Annotated in this window: 12 protein-coding genes; 2 read left to right on the top strand and 10 right to left on the bottom strand. The window is 71.2% G+C overall.

Annotated features, from left to right (window positions below; all coding sequences use genetic code 11):
- From pgi to tkt, 5 genes are read right to left on the bottom strand one after another with little or no spacing between them, the layout of a single operon-like run.
- A complete protein-coding gene (gene pgi, locus QC385_RS11340) occupies positions 1 to 1,665 on the bottom strand; it encodes a glucose-6-phosphate isomerase (RefSeq protein WP_279541133.1) in 1,665 nt (554 codons plus the stop codon).
- A complete protein-coding gene (gene opcA / locus QC385_RS11335) occupies positions 1,658 to 2,593 on the bottom strand; it encodes a glucose-6-phosphate dehydrogenase assembly protein OpcA (RefSeq protein WP_279541132.1) in 936 nt (311 codons plus the stop codon). The genes pgi and opcA overlap by 8 nt, the downstream gene beginning before the upstream one ends.
- A complete protein-coding gene (gene zwf, locus QC385_RS11330; protein ID WP_279541131.1) occupies positions 2,590 to 4,257 on the bottom strand; it encodes a glucose-6-phosphate dehydrogenase in 1,668 nt (555 codons plus the stop codon). Before zwf ends, opcA begins: the two co-directional genes overlap by 4 nt.
- Positions 4,254 to 5,399 carry a transaldolase gene (tal, locus tag QC385_RS11325; RefSeq protein ID WP_279541130.1) on the bottom strand — a complete coding sequence of 382 codons (1,146 nt, stop codon included), beginning with the start codon at positions 5,397 to 5,399 and terminating at the stop codon, positions 4,254 to 4,256. The genes zwf and tal overlap by 4 nt, the downstream gene beginning before the upstream one ends.
- A gap of 16 nt (positions 5,400 to 5,415) precedes the next feature.
- Positions 5,416 to 7,491 carry a transketolase gene (tkt, locus tag QC385_RS11320; RefSeq protein WP_279541129.1) on the bottom strand — a complete coding sequence of 692 codons (2,076 nt, stop codon included), beginning with the start codon at positions 7,489 to 7,491 and terminating at the stop codon, positions 5,416 to 5,418.
- Between the two features lie 157 nt (positions 7,492 to 7,648).
- On the opposite strand from tkt, the gene QC385_RS11315 reads away from it, so the two are divergent.
- Positions 7,649 to 8,536 (top strand): helix-turn-helix domain-containing protein, encoded by an 888-nt coding sequence (locus QC385_RS11315; protein ID WP_279541128.1) that lies wholly within the window; start codon positions 7,649 to 7,651, stop codon positions 8,534 to 8,536.
- 64 nt (positions 8,537 to 8,600) lie between these two features.
- Here QC385_RS11315 and QC385_RS11310 read toward each other — a convergent pair whose 3' ends face one another.
- Complete coding sequence (locus tag QC385_RS11310; protein WP_279541127.1) at positions 8,601 to 9,995, bottom strand: glycoside hydrolase family 16 protein; 1,395 nt, start codon at positions 9,993 to 9,995, stop codon at positions 8,601 to 8,603.
- A 593-nt stretch (positions 9,996 to 10,588) separates the two neighbouring features.
- Between QC385_RS11310 and QC385_RS11305 the strand changes: the two genes are divergently transcribed.
- Positions 10,589 to 11,044 carry a VOC family protein gene (locus QC385_RS11305; protein ID WP_279541126.1) on the top strand — a complete coding sequence of 152 codons (456 nt, stop codon included), beginning with the start codon at positions 10,589 to 10,591 and terminating at the stop codon, positions 11,042 to 11,044.
- A 58-nt stretch (positions 11,045 to 11,102) separates the two neighbouring features.
- Here the strand turns inward: QC385_RS11305 and QC385_RS11300 are convergent, their stop codons facing one another.
- The 4 genes from QC385_RS11300 to QC385_RS11285 form a co-directional block, all read right to left on the bottom strand.
- Positions 11,103 to 11,894, bottom strand: a complete 792-nt coding sequence (locus tag QC385_RS11300; protein WP_279541125.1) for an IclR family transcriptional regulator — start codon at positions 11,892 to 11,894, stop codon at positions 11,103 to 11,105.
- Positions 11,891 to 13,258: an alpha/beta hydrolase family protein gene (locus QC385_RS11295; RefSeq protein WP_279541124.1), complete on the bottom strand. Its 1,368-nt coding sequence runs from the start codon at positions 13,256 to 13,258 to the stop codon at positions 11,891 to 11,893. The genes QC385_RS11300 and QC385_RS11295 overlap by 4 nt, the downstream gene beginning before the upstream one ends.
- Positions 13,255 to 14,547, bottom strand: coding sequence for an MFS transporter (locus QC385_RS11290; protein WP_279541123.1), 1,293 nt, complete (start codon positions 14,545 to 14,547; stop codon positions 13,255 to 13,257). The genes QC385_RS11295 and QC385_RS11290 overlap by 4 nt, the downstream gene beginning before the upstream one ends.
- A 136-nt stretch (positions 14,548 to 14,683) precedes the next feature.
- The gene (locus QC385_RS11285) at positions 14,684 to 15,109 is read right to left on the bottom strand and encodes a MarR family winged helix-turn-helix transcriptional regulator (protein ID WP_443032884.1); all 426 of its coding nucleotides are present in this window, start codon (positions 15,107 to 15,109) and stop codon (positions 14,684 to 14,686) included.
- Between the last annotated feature and the right edge of the window lie 178 nt (positions 15,110 to 15,287).

Raw genomic sequence — 15,287 nt, 5'->3', positions numbered from 1 at the left:
TCAGTTCACTTCCCGAAGATTGCGGTAGGCGGCCACCAGCGCGGCCGTGGACGGATCGAGACCGGGGACGTCAGCGCCCTCGGTCAGGGCGGGCTCGACGCGCTTGGCGAGCACCTTGCCGAGCTCGACGCCCCACTGGTCGAAGGAGTCGATGTTCCAGACCGCGCCCTGCACGAACACCTTGTGCTCGTAGAGGGCGACCAGCTGGCCGAGGACCGACGGGGTCAGGTCGGTGGCCAGGATCGTCGTGGTGGGGCGGTTGCCCTGGAACGTGCGGTGCGGCACCTGCTCCTCGGGCACGCCCTCGGCCCGCACCTCCTCGGCGGTCTTGCCGAAGGCGAGCGCCTGCCCCTGCGCGAACAGGTTGGCCATCAGCAGGTCGTGCTGCGCCTTCAGTTCGTCGCCCAGCTCGGCGACGGGCCGCGCGAAGCCGATGAAGTCCGCCGGGATGAGCTTGGTGCCCTGGTGGATCAACTGGTAGTAGGCGTGCTGCCCGTTGGTGCCGGGCGTGCCCCACACCACCGGACCCGTCTGCCACTGAACGGGACGGCCGTCGCGGTCCACCGACTTGCCGTTGGACTCCATGTCGAGCTGCTGGAGGTAGGCGGTGAACTTCGACAGGTAGTGGCTGTACGGCAGGACGGCGTGCGACTGGGCGCCGTGGAAGTTGCCGTACCAGATGCCGAGCAGGCCCATGAGGAGCGGGGCGTTGGCCTCGGCGGGGGCGTTGCGGAAGTGCTCGTCGACGATGCGGAAGCCGTCGAGCATCTCCCGGAAGCGGTCCGGGCCGATCGCGATCATCAGGGACAGGCCGATCGCGGAGTCGTACGAGTAGCGGCCGCCGACCCAGTCCCAGAACTCGAACATGTTGTCGACGTCGATACCGAAGTCGGCGACCTTCTCGGCGTTCGTGGACAGCGCCACGAAGTGCTTGGCCACCGCCTTCTCGTCGCCTCCGAGCCCCTTCAGGAGCCAGGAGCGCGCCGAGGTCGCGTTGGTGATCGTCTCGATCGTGGTGAAGGTCTTGGACGCGACGATGAACAGGGTCTCCGCCGGGTCCAGGTCCCGGATGGCCTCGTGGAGGTCGGAGCCGTCCACGTTCGACACGAAGCGGAACGTCAGCTCCCGGGCGGTGAACGGCCGCAGTGCGTCGTAGGCCATCGCCGGGCCCAGGTCCGAGCCGCCGATGCCGATGTTGACGACGTTCCGGATCCGCTTGCCGGTGTGCCCGGTCCACTCCCCGGAGCGCACCCGGTTCGCGAAGTCGGACATCTTGTCGAGCACGGCGTGGACACCGGGGACGACGTTCTCGCCGTCGACCTCGACCACCGCGTCCCGCGGGGCGCGCAGCGCGGTGTGCAGCACGGCCCGGTCCTCGGTGACGTTGATCCTCTCGCCGCGGAACATGGCGTCGCGCTGCCCGAACACGTCGGTGGCGGTGGCCAGCTCCTGGAGCAGGGCCAGCGTCTCGTCGGTGACCAGGTGCTTGGAGTAGTCGATGCGCAGGTCGCCGACGTGCACGACGTAGCGCTCGGCGCGTCCCGGGTCCGTCGCGAACAGCTCGCGCAGGTCCGGCTGCGGCAGGGCGTCCTTGCGGTGGTCCTCCAGGGCGGTCCACTCGGGCCGCCGCGTGAGGCCGGGGGAACCGGAGGGGGAGTCAGACATGAGCAGGGGTCTCCTCGGTTGCCTCGCCGTTCAGGGCGATGGCGTACATCTCGTCCGCGTCGAGGCGCCGCAGCTCCTCGGCGATGAGTTCGGAGGTGGCACGGACCTTCAGCGCGAGCGTGCGGGAGGGCTGGCCCGGCAGGGTCAGCGTGGCCAGCGGTCCCTCGGGGCGGTCGATGAGGATCTCGCCGTTCTCCGTGCCCAGGCGGACGGCCGTCACGACCGGCCCGGCGGTGACCACCCGGTCGACCTGGACGTGCAGCCGCGCCTCCAGCCAGCGGGCCAGCAGCTCGGCGGCCGGGTTCTCGGCCTCGGCCTCCACGGCCGCCGAGGTGACCCGGGCCCGGGCCTGGTCCAGCGCCGCCGCCAGCATCGAACGCCAGGGCGTCAGCCGGGTCCACGCGAGGTCGGTGTCGCCGGGCGCGTAGGAGCGGACCCGGGCCTCCAGGGTCGCGAGGGGGTCCTCGACGGCGTACAGGTCGGTGATCCGCCGCTGGGCCAGCGCCCCGAGCGGGTCCTTCGAGGGCACCTCGGGGGCGTCCACCGGCCACCACACCACCACCGGCGCGTCCGGCAGCAGCAGCGGCAGCACCACCGAGTCGGCGTGGTCGGACACCTCGCCGTAGGTCCGCAGGATCACCGTCTCACCGGTGCCCGCGTCCGCGCCGACCCGGACCTCGGCGTCCAGCCGGGACTGGGTGCGGTCGCGCGGGGTGCGGGCGTGCCGCTTGATGACGACCAGGGTGCGCGAGGGATGCTCGTGCGAGGCCTCCTCGGCCGCCCTGATCGCGTCGTAGGCGTTCTCCTCGTCCGTGACGATCACCATCGTCAGGACCATGCCCACGGCGGGCGTGCCGATGGCGCGGCGGCCCTGCACCAGCGCCTTGTTGATCTTGCTTGCCGTGGTGTCGGTCAGGTCGATCTTCATGGCCTGCGCCAGCTCCGTCCGTCTCGTGCGAGCATCTCGTCGGCTTCCGCGGGTCCCCAACTGCCCGAGACGTACTGCGCGGGCCGGCCGTGCGTGGCCCAGTACTGCTCGATCGGGTCGAGGATCTTCCAGGACTCTTCCACTTCCTGGTGACGGGGGAACAGGTTGGCGTCGCCCAGGAGGACGTCCAGGATGAGCCGTTCGTACGCCTCGGGGCTCGATTCGGTGAACGACTCGCCGTAGGCGAAGTCCATCGTCACGTCCCGGATCTCCATCGACGTACCCGGCACCTTGGAGCCGAACCGCACCGTCATGCCCTCGTCCGGCTGGACGCGGATGACGATCGCGTTGGAGCCCAGCTCCTCGGTGGCGGTGGAGTCGAACGGGGAGTGCGGAGCCCGCTGGAACACCACCGCGATCTCCGTCACCCGGCGGCCCAGCCGCTTGCCGGTGCGCAGGTAGAACGGCACACCCGCCCAGCGGCGGTTGTCCACCTGGAGCTTGATCGCGGCGTAGGTGTCGGTCGAGGAGGCCTGGTCGATGCCCTCCTCCTCCAGATAGCCGCGGACCTTCGTGCCGCCCTGCCAGGCCGCCGCGTACTGCCCGCGCACGGTGTGCCTGCCCAGGTCCTCCGGCAGCCGCACGGCCCGCAGCACCTTCAGCTTCTCGGTGAGCAGCGACGCCGCGTCGAACGCGGCGGGTTCCTCCATCGCGGTGAGCGCCATCAGCTGCAGGAGGTGGTTCTGGATGACGTCACGGGCGGCGCCGATGCCGTCGTAGTATCCGGCGCGGCCGCCGATGCCGATGTCCTCGGCCATGGTGATCTGCACGTGGTCGACGTACGACCGGTTCCAGATCGGCTCGAACATCTGGTTGGCGAAGCGCAGCGCCAGGATGTTCTGGACGGTCTCCTTGCCGAGGTAGTGGTCGATGCGGAAGACCTGCTCCGGGTCGAACACGTCGTGCACGATCGCGTTCAGCTCGCAGGCGCTGTCGAGGTCGTGTCCGAACGGCTTCTCGATGACCGCGCGGCGCCAGGAGCCCTCCTGGGCGTCGGCCAGCTTGTGCTTCTTCAGCTGCTGGACGACCTTGGGAAAGAACTTCGGCGGCACCGAGAGGTAGAAGGCGTAGTTGCCGCTGGTGCCCCGGGAGGCGTCCAGCTCCTCGACGGCGGAGCGCAGCTGTTTGAAGGCCGTGTCGTCGTCGAAGTCGCCCGGGATGAACCGCATGCCCTCGGCGAGCTGCTGCCAGACCTCCTCGCGGAACGGGGTGCGCGCGTGCTCGCGGACCGCGTCGTGCACGACCTGCGCGAAGTCCTGGTCCTCCCAGTCCCGGCGGGCGAAACCGACCAGCGAGAAGCCCGGCGGCAGCAGGCCGCGGTTGGCCAGGTCGTACACGGCCGGCATCAGCTTCTTGCGGGACAGGTCACCGGTCACACCGAAGATGACGAGCCCGGACGGCCCCGCGATCCTGGGCAGACGGCGGTCGCGCGGGTCGCGCAGCGGATTGGTGAAGTCGGTGCCGGCGTACTCCGGGCGCGGTGCGGCCCGGCCGCTCACCCCCGTCTGCTCGACCCCGGCGGCCTCCTGCGCCGCCCGGGCCTCCTTGTCCTCCTTGGTTCCGATGGTCTCCTGCTCGGCCGTCTGGGGGATGCCCTCAGTCATTCCGCGTCAACTCCCTTGCTGTTCAAGGACTTGGTGACCGCGTCCAGCAGGTCCTGCCAGGCCACCTCGAACTTGGCGACGCCTTCGTCCTCCAGTTGCCGCACCACCTCGTCGTACGAAATGCCGAGCCGCTCGACGGCCGCCAGGTCGGCGCGCGCCTGGGCGTAACCGCCGGTGACGGTGTCGCCCTGGACGTCACCGTGGTCGGCGACGGCGTTCAGCGTGGCCTCCGGCATGGTGTTGACCGTGCCGGGGGCGACCAGTTCGTCCACGTACAGGGTGTCCTTGTAAGCGGGGTCCTTCACACCGGTGGAGGCCCAAAGGGGGCGCTGCCGGTTCGCACGGGCACCGCCCAGGGCCTGCCAGCGCGGCCCGGCGAATACCTGTTCGTACGCCTCGTAGGCCAGCCGCGCGTTGGCCAGGGCCGCCCTGCCCTTCAGGGCGAGGGCCTCGTCCGTGCCCAGCAGCGTCAGCCGCTTGTCGATCTCGGAGTCGACACGGGAGACGAAGAAGGACGCGACCGAGTGGATGGCCGACAGGTCGAGACCGGCCGCCTGCGCCTTCTCCAGACCGGCGATGTAGGCGTCCATCACCTCGCGGTAGCGCTCCAGCGAGAAGATCAGCGTCACGTTCACGCTGATGCCCGCGCCGATCACCTCGGTGATCGCCGGCAGACCGGCCATCGTCGCCGGGATCTTGATCATCACGTTGGGGCGGTCCACCAGCCAGGCCAGCTGCCGGGCCTCGGCGACGGTCGCCGCCGTGTCGTGGGCCAGCCGCGGGTCGACCTCGATGGACACCCGGCCGTCCCGTCCGCCGGTGGCGTCGTACACCGGCCGCAGGATGTCGGCGGCGGCCCGAACGTCGGCCGTCGTCATCATCCGGACGGCCTCGTCGACGGTGACGCCCCGCACCGCCAGGTCGGCGAGCTGCTCCTCGTAGCCCTCGCCGGAGCCGATGGCGGCCTGGAAGATGGACGGGTTGGTGGTGACGCCGACGACGTTCCCCGCCGCCACGAGCCCGGCCAGACTGCCGGACTCGATCCGCCGGCGGGACAGGTCGTCCAGCCAGATCGACACGCCCTCGTCGGACAGGCGCTTGAGTGCTCCCGCGCTCGCGGTCGCTTCGGTCACAGTGATCATCTTCTTTCGGGCGGTCTCAGCCACGAGCCGCGGTCAGGGACTCGCGGGCGGCGGCGACGACGTTCTCGGGGGTGAAGCCGTACTCGGCGAACAGGGTCTTCGCGTCGGCGGAGGCGCCGAAGTGCTCCAGGGAGACGATGCGTCCCGCGTCCCCCACGAACCGGTGCCAGGTCAGGCCGATACCGGCCTCGACCGCGACCCGGGCCTTCACCGACGGCGGCAGGACGCTCTCGCGGTACGCGCGGGGCTGCTCCTCGAACCACTCCACGGACGGCATCGACACGACCCGCGTGGGCACGCCCGCCGCCTGGAGGTGCTCACGCGCCTCGACCGCGACGTGCACCTCGGAGCCGGTGGCGATCAGGATCACCTGCGGCTCGCCGCCTTCCGCCTCGGCCCGCACGTAACCGCCGCGGGCCACGTCCGCGTTCGGCTCGTACGTGGGCACGCCCTGGCGGGTGAGCGCGAGGCCGTGCGGGGCCGGGTCGGTGGTGTGCCGCCGGAGGATCTCGGCCCAGGCGAGCGCGGTCTCGTTGGCGTCGGCCGGGCGTACGACGTTCAGGCCCGGGATGGCGCGCAGCGCGGCCAGGTGCTCGACCGGCTGGTGGGTCGGACCGTCCTCGCCCAGGCCGATGGAGTCGTGCGTCCACACGTACGTCACCGGCAGCTGCATCAGGGCCGACATCCGGACGGCGTTGCGCATGTAGTCGGAGAACACCAGGAAGGTGCCGCCGTAGATGCGCGTGTTGCCGTGCAGCGCGATGCCGTTCATCTCCGCGGCCATGGAGAACTCGCGGATGCCGAAGTGGATCGTGCGGCCGTAGGGGTCGGCCTCCGGCAGCGGGTTGCCCTGCGGCAGGAAGGACGACGTCTTGTCGATGGTGGTGTTGTTCGAACCGGCCAGGTCGGCCGAGCCGCCCCACAGCTCGGGGACGACCGCGCCGAGGGCCTGGAGCACCTTGCCGGACGCGGCGCGGGTGGCGACCGCCTTGCCCGGCTCGAAGACCGGCAGGGCGTCCTCCCAGCCCGCGGGCAGCTCGCCCTTGCTGACCCGGTCGAAGGTGGCGGCGCGCTCCGGGTTCTCGCCGCGCCAGGCGGCGATCCGCTTGTCCCAGGCGGTGTGCGCCTCGGCGCCCCGGTCCAGGGCCTCGCGGGTGTGCGCCAGCACCTCGTCGGCGACCTCGAAGGTCTTGTCCGGGTCGAAGCCGAGGAGGCGCTTGGTGGCGGCGACCTCGTCCTCGCCGAGCGCCGAGCCGTGGGAGGCCTCGGTGTTCCGCGCGTTCGGGGCGGGCCAGGCGATGATGGTGCGCATCGCGATGATCGAGGGGCGCCCGGTCTCGGCCTGAGCCTCCTTCAGCGCCGCGTACAGCGCGTGCACGTCGACATCGCCGTCCTCCCGCGGCTCGATCCGCTGCACGTGCCAGCCGTACGCCTCGTACCGCTTCAGCACGTCCTCGGAGAACGCGGTCGCGGTGTCGCCCTCGATGGAGATGTGGTTGTCGTCGTAGAGGAAGACCAGGTTGCCGAGCTTCTGGTGGCCGGCCAGCGAGGAGGCCTCGGCGGAGACGCCCTCCTGGAGGTCGCCGTCGGAGACGATCGCCCAGACGGTGTGGTCGAAGGGCGACTCGCCCTCAGGCGCGTCCGGGTCGAACACGCCGCGCTCGTAGCGGGCCGCCATCGCCATGCCGACCGCGTTCGCGACGCCCTGGCCGAGCGGGCCGGTGGTGGTCTCCACGCCGGCGGTGTGCCCGTACTCGGGATGCCCGGGCGTCTTCGAGCCGTGCGTGCGGAGCGCCTTCAGGTCGTCCAGCTCCAGCTCGTAGCCCGCCAGGTACAGCTGCGTGTAGAGGGTCAGCGACGTGTGGCCGGGGGAGAGGACGAAGCGGTCACGGCCGGTCCACTCCGGATCGGCCGGGTCGTGCCGCATCACCTTCTGAAAGATCGTGTAGGCGGCCGGTGCCAGGCTCATCGCGGTGCCGGGATGGCCGTTTCCGACCCGCTGGACGGCATCGGCCGCCAGTAGACGGGCGGTGTCGACGGCACGCCGGTCGAGTTCGGTCCATTCGAAGCGGTCCGCTGTCTGCGTGCTCATCTTCAAGAAATCCTCGATAGGAACGAAGTGGCTGGTCTGACGTGTTCAAAACTAAAAGTCTGACTTTTTCGGCGGAAGGTCGCGGTGTGCCAGCCTGTGGTGAAAGTGGGACACCCAGAGGCAGCGCGGCACGCGAGCGGGGCGGTACGAGGCGGACATGGCGGACAGAAGCATCCAAGGCGGCGACGGGATCAGAACGTTCCCCTTCCCGGTCGAGCTGAGCGTCGGCGGCGTCGGCATGCAGGTCGGCCCGATGGGCACCGGCCGCACCTGGCACGCCGACGCGCCCCTGGAGCGCGTGCACCGCATCGACTTCCACGTCGTGCTGCTGTTCGGCGAGGGCCCGGTCCGGCACATGGTCGACTTCACCGAGTACGAGGCCGCGGCCGGGGACCTGCTGTGGATCCGCCCGGGGCAGGTCCACCGCTTCTCCCGCACGAGCGAGTACCGCGGAACCGTGCTGACCATGCAGCCCGGCTTCCTCCCCCGCGCGACCGTGGAGGCCACCGGCCTCTACCGCTACGACCTGCCGCCGCTGCTGCGCCCCGACGAGGCCCAACTCGCCGGTCTGCGCAACGCGCTCGGCCAGCTGCGACGCGAGTACGAGGACACGGCCACGCTGCCGCTGAGCTTGCACACCGCCGTCCTGCGCCACTCGCTGACGGCGTTCCTGCTGCGGCTCGCCCATCTCGCCGCCAGTACGGCGGAGTCCGTACGACAGCAGTCCGACTCCACCTTCACCCTCTTCCGGGAGGCCGTGGAGAAGGACTTCGCCACCAATCACAGCGTCAGCGCCTACGCCGACGCGCTCGGCTACTCCCGCCGCACCCTGGTCCGCGCGGTCCGCGCCGCGACCGGCGACACCCCCAAGGCCTTCATCGACAAGCGCGTGGTCCTGGAGGCCAAACGCCTCCTCGCCCACACCGATCTGCCGATCGGCCGGGTCGGCGCGGCGGTCGGCTTCCCCGACGCCGCGAACTTCTCCAAGTTCTTCCACCAGCACACGGACCAGACGCCGGCGGCGTTCCGGGCGGAACTGCGCTGACGTTACGGAGGCCGGGCAGCGAAAAGGGGCCCCACGCGCGCGTGGAGCCCCCTGCCGGGGATCGTCAGTGCCCGAACGTGAACCAGTTGACGTTCACGAAGTCCGCCGGCTGTCCGCTGGTGAAGGTCAGATACACGTCGTGCGTGCCCGTCACGGAGCTGATGTTCGCCGGAACGGTCCGCCACGACTGCCAGCCGCCGGTGCCGCCCACCGCGAAACTCCCGATGGGCGCGTTGCTCCGGCTGTCCAGCCGCACCTCGACCAGTCCGCTGACGCCGCCCGCCGCGCCGCTCGCGACCCGGGCGCTGAACTGCCGGGCCGCGCTGGAGCCGAAGTTCACGCCCTTGAAGTGCAGCCAGTCCCCGTTGGCCAGCGAGCCGACGTTCTGGCCGCCGCCGGAGTCCGACGTCGTCTCCGTCATCACGCCGGACTGGCCGTCGTAGGACTCGGCCTGAATGGTGGAATAGGCATCCCGGTTGCCGGTCGGGGGAGGTGTGGTGCCGCCCCCGGACGACAGCACCTGGACGTAGTCGACGACCATCGGGTGGCCGGGCTGCGTCCCCGCGTCCGGGCCGCCGCCGAACGCGTCCGGGAAGCCGCCGCCCATCGCGACGTTCAGGATGATGAAGAAGCCGTGGTCCGTGGCGTTGCGCCAGGTCGTCGCGTCCACCTGGTTGGCGCGCACTGTATGGAAGTTGACGCCGTCGAGGTAGAAGCGGATCTCCTCGACGCTCGTCGAGCGGTCCCACTCCATCCGGTAGGTGTGGAAGCCGGCCTGGCAGGTCGTGCCCTGGCAGGTGGTCGAACTGCCGATGCCGCTGTTCTCGTTGCAGGGGCCGCCCGGCGCAGTGCCGCAGTGCATCGTCGCGAACACCGTGTTCTGGCCCTGGGTGTTCTCCATGATGTCCAGCTCGCCGACCGCCGGCCAGTTCCAGTAGTTGCCGCGGTAGGGGGCGCCGAGCATCCAGAACGCGGGCCAGTAGCCCTTGGCCGCGGCTCCCGTGACGTTCGGCACCTGGATGCGCGACTCCACGCGGAGCTTGCCGCCGGCCGGGGGCTGGAAGTCGGCGCGGTTGGTCTCGATGCGGCCGGAGGTCCAGTTGCCGGCGCCGTCCCGACGGGGAGTGATGCGGAGGTTGCCGTTGCCGTCGAGCGAGACGTTGTCCGGGCTGCTCGTCATCGTCTCGATCTCGCCGGTGCCCCAGTTGGCGGGGCCGCCCGGGTAGCCCTTGCCGGTCGCGTACTGCCAGTTCGAGGTGTTGACGCCGCTGCCGGCCGGGCCGTTGAAGTCGTCGAGGAAGACCTGGTGCCAGCCCGACGGGGGCGGCGGCGCGGAGGCGCTCGCGGAGGGAGTCGCAGCGGTGGCGGCGACCGCGGCGAGGCCGAGTGCGCTGACGACGGCGACGAGTGCCCGCCGCAAGGGGCGCCGTGTGGGGGGTCTGCCGGAGGTGTCACTCATGTGGGGATGCCTCTCGGGTACGGGTGCGGGGAGGTTGAGAGCGCTCTCAGAGTGTCGTCAATGTGCTCCACGCCACGCGGGTCGTCAAGAGGTAAAGCCGGGAAAAGTGCGGAGCGGCTGATGAGTGCAGGTCCTGAACGGGCTCTGTCGGCCCCGGTGTTGGGGGCCTGCCGGAGACACCGGTCGTCAAGGGCTGCCGTCGTCCCCGGCCGGCCGCGCCTTCGGGCCGGTGCCCCACTTCTTGACGTACCAGTGCAGTACGTCGTCGACGATCAGAAGCAGGACGATGCCCACCGCCAAGGTCCATTCGGGAAGCCCGGCCCAGGCGAGGACGAGGCCGGTCAGCCCCGCGAGGACGAGCAGGAGAAGCAGCCGCAGTGCGTGCTGCCACCCGGTGTGACGCGCCAGCCACCTTGCCCACCGTTGGGACCTTCCCGGCCGCTGAGAGTTTCCCGGCCGTTGAGGCCTTCCCGACCGCACCATCGCCGATTCCCCCGTCTCAGGCGTCGTGGAGCTCCGCGGGGTTCGACTTCCGGCGGGCCGCGACGGTTGCCCCAGGGGCCGTTGTCAGACCCTGCTGCGATGCTCACGGCATGGACGTCACCTTGCAGCTGACCATCGACTGCGCCGACCCGGCGAAGCTCGTGACCTTCTGGACCGAGGCCCTCGGCTACGTGCCCGAACCGCCCCCCGGCGGGCACCCCACATGGCGGGCCTACTGGGCGGACATGGGGGTGCCTGAGGAGGAACTGACCGAGGGAGTGGGGGAGACCCCCGAGTCGATCGTCGACCCGGAGGGGCAGGGACCCCGCGTCTGGTTCCAGCAGGTGCCGGAGGGCAAGACCGTCAAGAACCGGGTGCATCTCGACCTGAAGGTCGGCGGTGGGAGAGGTGTTCCCCTGCCGGAGCGCACGGGGAGAGTCAGGGGCAAGGTGGACCGGCTGACCGCGGCCGGCGCGACGGTGCTGCGCGTCATGGACGAGCCGGACATGGACTACTACGGCGTCGTCCTGCGGGACCCGGAGGGCAACGAGTTCTGCGTGGCCTGAGTGTCACCGGCCGCTTCGCCCGGGAAACGGATGCCGGGCACCTGCTGAACCCGCCGCTTCAGGTCCGTACCGGCTGCCACCCCAGGGCCCGTGAGATGCCGCGCGCCGCCACCCGTACCGCCGGGACCAGCACCGGCACCTGGGCGTCGGCGTGCGGCACCACGATGGACACGGCGGCGGACACCGAGCCGTCCGCCGTGCGCACCGGCGCGGCGACCGACAGGGCGTCCTCGGTGATCTGCCGGTCGCTCACCGCGACGCCGGTCCGGCGCACCTCGGCGAGTTCCCGCCGCAGCCGCGCCGGGTCGGTGATCGTGTGCGGTGTGAAGGAGGCGAGTTCGCCCGCGCAGTACGCCTCCCGGAACTCCGGGTCCCCGTGGGCCAGCAGGGCGAGCCCCACCCCGGTGGCGTGCAGCGGCCAGCGCGCGCCGACGCGGATGTGCACGCCGACCGCCGAACGCCCCGAGAGCCACTCGATGTAGACGACGTCCGAGCCGTCCCGCACGGCCAGCTGTACGTTCTCGTGCGTCGCCTCGTACAGGTCCTCCAGGTACGGCAGTGCGATCTGCCGCAGGGCGAGGCCGCGCGGCGCCAGTGCGGCGATCTCCCACAGCCGGAGCCCGACGTGGTAGACACCGGACTCGTCCCGTTCCAGGGCTCCCCACCCGGTGAGCGCGCTCACCAGCCGGTGCGCGGTGGTCAGGCTCAGCCCGGCCCGCCGGCTGATGTCCGTCAGGCACAGGGCCGGGTGCTCGTGGTCGAAGGCCGCGAGGACGGACAGCAACCGGTCGGTCGCGGTGGGGGCGCCCCCGGTGCCGGTGGAACCGAGGGCTCGGGGCAGAGCGGTCATGGCCGGGTGTCTCCCGGATGGGCGAGGTCGTAGGGGCGGGGGTAGGCGGCCGGCCGGTACCGGACGTAGCGGGGCTCGGCCGTCGGTTCGGCCGCTGTCGCACGGGTGTTGAGGGCGGCCGGCGAGGTGTCCCAGCGGCCCGTGTCCAGGCGGTGTTCCAGGGTGCGCAGGGCGGCCAGCGTCTCGCCGGGGGTGAACGTGCAGTGGCCGGGGGCGTCGACGTAGGCCTGGCGGAACAGCGGTGCGGAGCCGGCCGCGGTCGCCGCCCGCCGGTAGGCGCTCTGCGCCTGCACCGGTATCAGCGCGTCACCGGTCGTGTGGATGTTGAGCTGGGGGTCGGCGAGCCGGCCGGAGAGCACGCTGGTGTTCCGCATCCACCGTACGGCCGGCGGATCGGCGGACACCCGGGGCGCTCGGCCCAGGGCCGAGAGGTCGGTACGCAAGGACAATCCCGCCTCCTTGTAGAGCTCCTTCACCTCTTTGTACAGCGGGGAGCGGGCGAGCATGGCCGTGTAGTCGACACCGGTGTTCCACGACGGGTTGCCGCCCGCCCGGCTCTCGGCCTCCTGCCGCCAGCTGAACGCGGGCATCTGGAGCAGGCCCCGGACGGCGGTGTACTGGTTGGCCTGCTGGGTTTCCCAGTCCGTGGGGCCCGGCTCGGTCTGCGAGGCGTCGTTGTAGCCGGGGATGCCGTGCAGGGCGGCGGCGAGGGCGATCCGGGCCCGGCCCTCCGGGGTCCGCTGCGCGGCGTCGACCTTCGTGGTGAGCGCCTTCCCGGCCGCCACCGCCTCCGTCTGGCCGGCGAAGCCCGCGAGCCGGATTCCGGAGTCCGGCGCGAGGAGCGTGCGCAGCGCGAACACCGGGTCCAGGGTGCTGTTCCAGTTGGCGACGCCGCCCTGCACCAGCCCGCACATCGACAGCGAGCCGTCGAACCGGCCGGCGTGCCGTTCGGCGAGCATCGTGGTGACGAAGCCGCCGTACGAGGTGCCCCAGGCGAGCGTCCGCCGCGCCGCCCCGAACCTCTCGGTGAACAGGTCCAGCGTGGCGAGCTGGTCGGGCACCGCCTCGGTGACGGCCCAGCCGTTCGTCGCGTAGGAGGAGCCGATCAGGGCGTAGCCCTCGGCCAGCAGCTTGTCCCGGGCGGCCGCACCCGGGGTGTTCTGGGCCGGATTGGGGGCTCCGGCCGGGGCGTAGCCGTGGCTGTACAGCAGCACCGTGCCGTTCCAGGACGCGGGGACGTCCATCACGTACGCGGCGCCGGAGGGGAGCCGGCCCTCCAGGTGCGTGTCCGTGGCGGCGGCCTGCGCCGGCAGTGCCGTCGCCACGGACAGGCAGGCGGTCAGTAAGGCGAGGCGGATCCTCAACGCGGGGTCCCTTCCAGGGTGGGGGCGGCGGTGGCGGGGGAGTCCAGGGCGTCGGTGTGCGTCTCGCGCAGTCGCCACACGGTGACGGCGGTGATCGCCGCGCCCGCGCACAGCAGCAGCGAGACGGGCGTGCTCCCGCCGCCGTACGAGGCGAGGAGGCTGCCGGCGATGAGCGGGGAGAACCCGGCGCCGACCAGGGTGGCCGCCTGGTAGCCGAGGGATGCGCCGGTGTAGCGGACGCGGGTGCCGAACATCTCGGTGAGCAGGGCGCCGAGCGGCCCGTACATCGTGGACTGGGCGACACCGTGACCGAGGGCGAGGGCGAGGATCAGCAGTCCGGGCGAGCCGGAGTCGACCAGGGCCAGGACGGGAAAGGCGAGCGCGGCCGAGGCGACCGCTCCGGCGAGCACGACGGGCCGGCGGCCGACCCGGTCCGACAGTGCGGACGCGAGGGGCAGGACGACGAGGGCCACGCAGGAAGCGAGGGTCACGGCGGTCAGCACCTGCGGGCGGGTGTACCCCTCGTCGACGGCGTAGGAGATCATGAAGCTCGTCAGCAGCGACTGGGCGGTGAACGCGCCGATGCCGACGCACGCGGCCAGCAGCACGGGCTTCGGGCGGCGCAGCACCTCGACGATCGGCGGCTTGTCCACCGGCTGCCGCTTGACCTGGGTGAACAGCGGGCTCTCGGCGACCTTGAGGCGCACGAACAGCCCGACGGCCAGCAGCACGATGCTCAGCAGGAACGGCACCCGCCAGCCCCAGGAGCGGAACTCGTCGTCGGGCAGGCCGGCGACGAGGGTGACCACACCGGCCGACAGCACGGAACCGAGCGGGGCGCCGAGCTGGGTGAAGCTGGACCACAGGCCGCGCCGGGAACCCTGCGTGTGCTCGGCGTGCTCGACGACCATGAGCATCGCGCCGCCCCACTCGCCGCCGATCGCGATGCCCTGCACCACGCGCAGGGCGACCAGCAGGATCGGGGCCCAGACGCCGATCGCGTCGTACGTCGGCAGCAGGCCGATGAGGAAGCTGCCGCAGCCCATCAGGACCATGGTCAGCAGCATCATCGACTTGCGGCCGATCCGGTCGCCGAAGTGGCCGAAGAGGATGCCGCCGAGCGGGCGGGCGAGATAGCCGGCGGCGAAGGTGCCGAGCGCCGCGATGGTGCCGACCGCCGGGTCGGCCCGGGGGAAGAACAGCTCGCCGAAGACGAGCGCGGCGACCGTGCCGTAGACGAGGAAGTCGTAGAACTCGACGGCCGTTCCGAGCAGGCCGGAGACGGCCACGCGGCGCAACTGCCGCGAATCGGGGGATGGATGAGCGGCAGACGGGGATGGCTGCACGGGAGCTCCCTGGGGACGGGTCTCGGTTGGCCGATGAAGTTATGCATCCATCGTGCAGCCGTCAATCATTTGCACAACATCAGTTGAGTCCGTCCCCGGCGATCCGCAGCAGCAGCCCGTGCAGCGCCTCCCGGTCGGCCGGCTCAAGCGGGCCCAGGAGTTCGTTCGTCACCCGCTGGCCGGCCTCGTCGGTGTCGCGCAGGAACGCGCGGCCCTTCCCGGTCAGCGCGACGATCCGGCTGCGGCGGTCGTCGGGGGAGGGGCGGCGCTCGGCGAAGCCCTGCTTCTCCAGGTCGTCGACCAGGCCGACGATCGCGCTCGGGTCGTAGCCGAGCCGCGTGCTCAGCTCGCGCTGGAGGGCGCCCTCCGAGGTGGCGAGGAAGCGCAGCACCGCGTAGTGGCGCAGGCGCAGGCCCGACTCCTGGAGGCAGGCGTTGAAGAGCTGCCCCGAGCGCAGGCCCAGGCGGTACAGCAGATAGCCCGTGTCGGCGTGCAGCCCGCGCATCCACGGCTCCTGGGCGTCGATGGGTTTCGGGGTGACGTTCTGGCGTGTGATGACGGGCTCCCTGTGCTCGGTGCTTGCTGAGGATTCCAGCATCTCGCACCCGCGGGTCATCAACAACTATTGACGTCAACAATTATTGCTCTTAGCTTCGATCTCGTAGCCGCACCCCGTGCGACTT

It is taken from the genome of Streptomyces sp. DH10 (assembly GCF_029813805.1).
Lineage (GTDB): Bacteria > Actinomycetota > Actinomycetes > Streptomycetales > Streptomycetaceae > Streptomyces > Streptomyces coeruleofuscus.
Note: the sequence above shows the minus strand (reverse complement) of the source record. Positions and strands in the feature narration are given on the sequence as shown.

What these genes read in the sequence shown, in the direction of transcription:
- tal (WP_279541130.1), bottom strand. Translation starts at nt 5,399, where the DNA reads ATGATCACTGTGACCGAAGCGACCGCGAGCGCGGGAGCACTCAAGCGC.
- tkt (WP_279541129.1), bottom strand. Translation starts at nt 7,491, where the DNA reads ATGAGCACGCAGACAGCGGACCGCTTCGAATGGACCGAACTCGACCGG.
- QC385_RS11315 (WP_279541128.1), top strand. Translation starts at nt 7,649, where the DNA reads ATGGCGGACAGAAGCATCCAAGGCGGCGACGGGATCAGAACGTTCCCC.
- QC385_RS11310 (WP_279541127.1), bottom strand. Translation starts at nt 9,995, where the DNA reads ATGAGTGACACCTCCGGCAGACCCCCCACACGGCGCCCCTTGCGGCGG.
- QC385_RS11285 (WP_443032884.1), bottom strand. Translation starts at nt 15,109, where the DNA reads ATGCGCGGGCTGCACGCCGACACGGGCTATCTGCTGTACCGCCTGGGC.
- QC385_RS11300 (WP_279541125.1), bottom strand. Translation starts at nt 11,894, where the DNA reads ATGACCGCTCTGCCCCGAGCCCTCGGTTCCACCGGCACCGGGGGCGCC.
- opcA (WP_279541132.1), bottom strand. Translation starts at nt 2,593, where the DNA reads ATGAAGATCGACCTGACCGACACCACGGCAAGCAAGATCAACAAGGCG.
- pgi (WP_279541133.1), bottom strand. Translation starts at nt 1,665, where the DNA reads ATGTCTGACTCCCCCTCCGGTTCCCCCGGCCTCACGCGGCGGCCCGAG.
- zwf (WP_279541131.1), bottom strand. Translation starts at nt 4,257, where the DNA reads ATGACTGAGGGCATCCCCCAGACGGCCGAGCAGGAGACCATCGGAACC.
- QC385_RS11305 (WP_279541126.1), top strand. Translation starts at nt 10,589, where the DNA reads ATGGACGTCACCTTGCAGCTGACCATCGACTGCGCCGACCCGGCGAAG.